Origin of the sequence: Erythrobacter sp. CCH5-A1 (genome assembly GCF_001557115.1) — a bacterium.
Classification (GTDB): domain Bacteria; phylum Pseudomonadota; class Alphaproteobacteria; order Sphingomonadales; family Sphingomonadaceae; genus Erythrobacter.
Map to the genome: position 1 here is coordinate 1 of NZ_LSKQ01000288.1, position 2,162 is coordinate 2,162.

The following is a 2,162-nucleotide window of genomic DNA, read 5'->3' on the forward strand; positions in this document are numbered from 1 at the left end:
CGCGCTACAGCTGGCTGACCTCGAACTGGTGCGCGAGGGGCTCAAGCTGACGATCAGGCACTCGAAAACCGATCAGGAAGGGGAAGGGCAGGTGATCGCAGTGCCTTCGGGCAAAGTGCTCAAGCCCGGCGCGCGGCTCAACGAATGGCTCAGCGTCAGGGGAGGGGGGGCAGGTCCCCTGTTCTTCCGCACCGACGCACAAGGATTGATGACAAAAGAGCCGATGTCTGATCGCTCGGTTGCCCGGATGATCCAGCGCTATGCCGAAAAGGTTGGAATCGACCCTGCAGCAGTCGGTGCGCACTCACTGCGCTCAGGGTTCCTGACCGAGGCAGCCAAGGCGGGGGCCTCATTGCCGAAGATGCAGGAGGTATCGCGGCAGAAGAAGGTCGAGGTGCTGCTTGGCTATGTCCGCGATGCAGCGCTGTTCGACAACCATGCCGGCGAGAGCTTTCTGTAACGGCAGTGTCGGAATCCTTGGGAAGTATTCTTTTCCCACGACGACTGGCACTGTTGCGCAATGCCTTCAAGTGGAACAATGCTGCCGTTCGACGTGCGCCGCTCAAACGGCAGGCTTCGCCGCAACCCGCCTTAGCTAGCGTGAGATGGGGCGGATGGGGGTCTAGGGCAAAAGGTTTCCGGCTCAGGTGTCAACGCCGGGACAAAAAACGGGCCAGGCTGTCGAAAACGGTCGACAGTCGAGCACTGGCGTACTTCGGCGATTACCTCTGCGGTCGGGGATCCCCGCGTCCGAAGGCGTACTCGCTAATCAGCGAGCCGCAGACACCGTTATTCCCGCTACATCGTCTAGTGGAAGCTGTGCACCACAATGATGGCCGGCGGCGTCCCCGACACGCTGGATCTTACTTTGCTCCATACCACCTGCCCCCACGAGTTGCAAAGTGGCAAGTGGTATGGCTAGCCGCTCATCCTTTAGGTTTCAGCGTCAAGGGAAGGCCGGCGAACATTATGACTGCCTCTTCAACCACTGCCGCTATTTCCTGATTGATCTTGCCTGCAATATCGCGAAATCTTCTGGCAAGGGCGTTGTCGGGTACAATGCCCAGACCCACTTCGTTGGCGACCAGAATGACCGGCCCCCGTGCGGCTGAAAGCGCGCGCACCAGCCCTTCAGTGGCGGCAGCCGTATCGCGTTCCGCCACCAACAGGTTCGAAGCCCAAAGCGTCAGGCAATCCACCAGCACCACCGTTCCCGGCGTGCTATATGCCGTGATCGCGTCCGCCAGTTCCAGCGGGGCCTCGACGGTTGACCAGCGCGGACCGCGATCGGCGCGGTGCAGCGCGATCCGCTCGCGCATCTCGTCATCGAAGGCCTGGGCTGTCGCCAGATAGACCAGTTCACCTGTCAGGACTTCGGCCCGGCCTTGGGCAAAGCGGCTCTTCCCAGAACGCGCCCCGCCCAGCACCAGCAAGTTGCTCACGCCCTGCCTCCTGCCATCGCCAGCGCCACCAGTGCATCGATGTCGAGATGCTCCTCCAGCGCGGCTCCGATCTCGTCCAGTGCCACCTCGACAGAGGCGCCATAGTCCACGCCCCCGGCTTCTGCATCCATGCGCGACAGCAGCGCGCGGCGCAGCTCCGCATCAGCCAGCAGGCCGTGGACATAGGAACCAAACACCGTTCCGCCCGCATTTATTGCGCCATCGCGGAGGCCATCAGCGAACACGGCGAAGGGCCGCTGCATATCCGGCCCGCTGGTTTGCCCCATGTGCATTTCATACCCCTGAAAAGGCGCGCCCATCGCCAGCCCGCTGACCGGGCGCAACGCCTTGTGGGCGTGCAAGGTCGTTTCGACATCCAGCAGGCCAAGGCCGCTTGAGGTGCTGGCCGAACCTTCAAGCCCATCAGGATCGGCGATGTGTCTGCCGAGCATCTGGTAACCGCCGCAAAGCCCCAGGATCAGCCCGCCGCGCCGGTGATGTGCCAGAATATCGATGTCCCAGCCCTCTGCGCGCAGCGCGGCCAGATCGGCGATGGTCGCCTTCGATCCGGGCAGGATGATCAGTGCAGCCTCCACCGGGATCGGCTGGCCGGGCGGGACCATGCGCAGTTCGACACCCTCTTCGAGTTTCAGCGGATCGAGGTCATCGAAATTGGAGATGCGCGGCAGGATCGGGCAGGCAATCAGCTTGCGCCCGCCC

General features: G+C 62.8%; 2 protein-coding genes and 1 pseudogene. 1 reads left to right on the plus strand and 2 read right to left on the minus strand.

Features of this window, described 5'->3' with window-relative positions; translation table 11 throughout:
• Positions 1–460, plus strand: a 460-nt coding sequence (locus AX708_RS17795) for a tyrosine-type recombinase/integrase (protein WP_156454596.1), incomplete at its 5' end; no start/stop codon positions are given.
• A 466-nt stretch (positions 461–926) separates the two neighbouring features.
• On the opposite strand, the gene cobU is transcribed toward AX708_RS17795, so the two are convergent.
• Positions 927–1,442, minus strand: a complete 516-nt coding sequence (cobU, locus tag AX708_RS17800; protein ID WP_060977816.1) for a bifunctional adenosylcobinamide kinase/adenosylcobinamide-phosphate guanylyltransferase — start codon at positions 1,440–1,442, stop codon at positions 927–929.
• Positions 1,439–2,162, minus strand: a pseudogene (locus AX708_RS17805) (cobyric acid synthase CobQ); the annotation flags it as partial. The gene cobU and the pseudogene AX708_RS17805, both read right to left, overlap by 4 nt.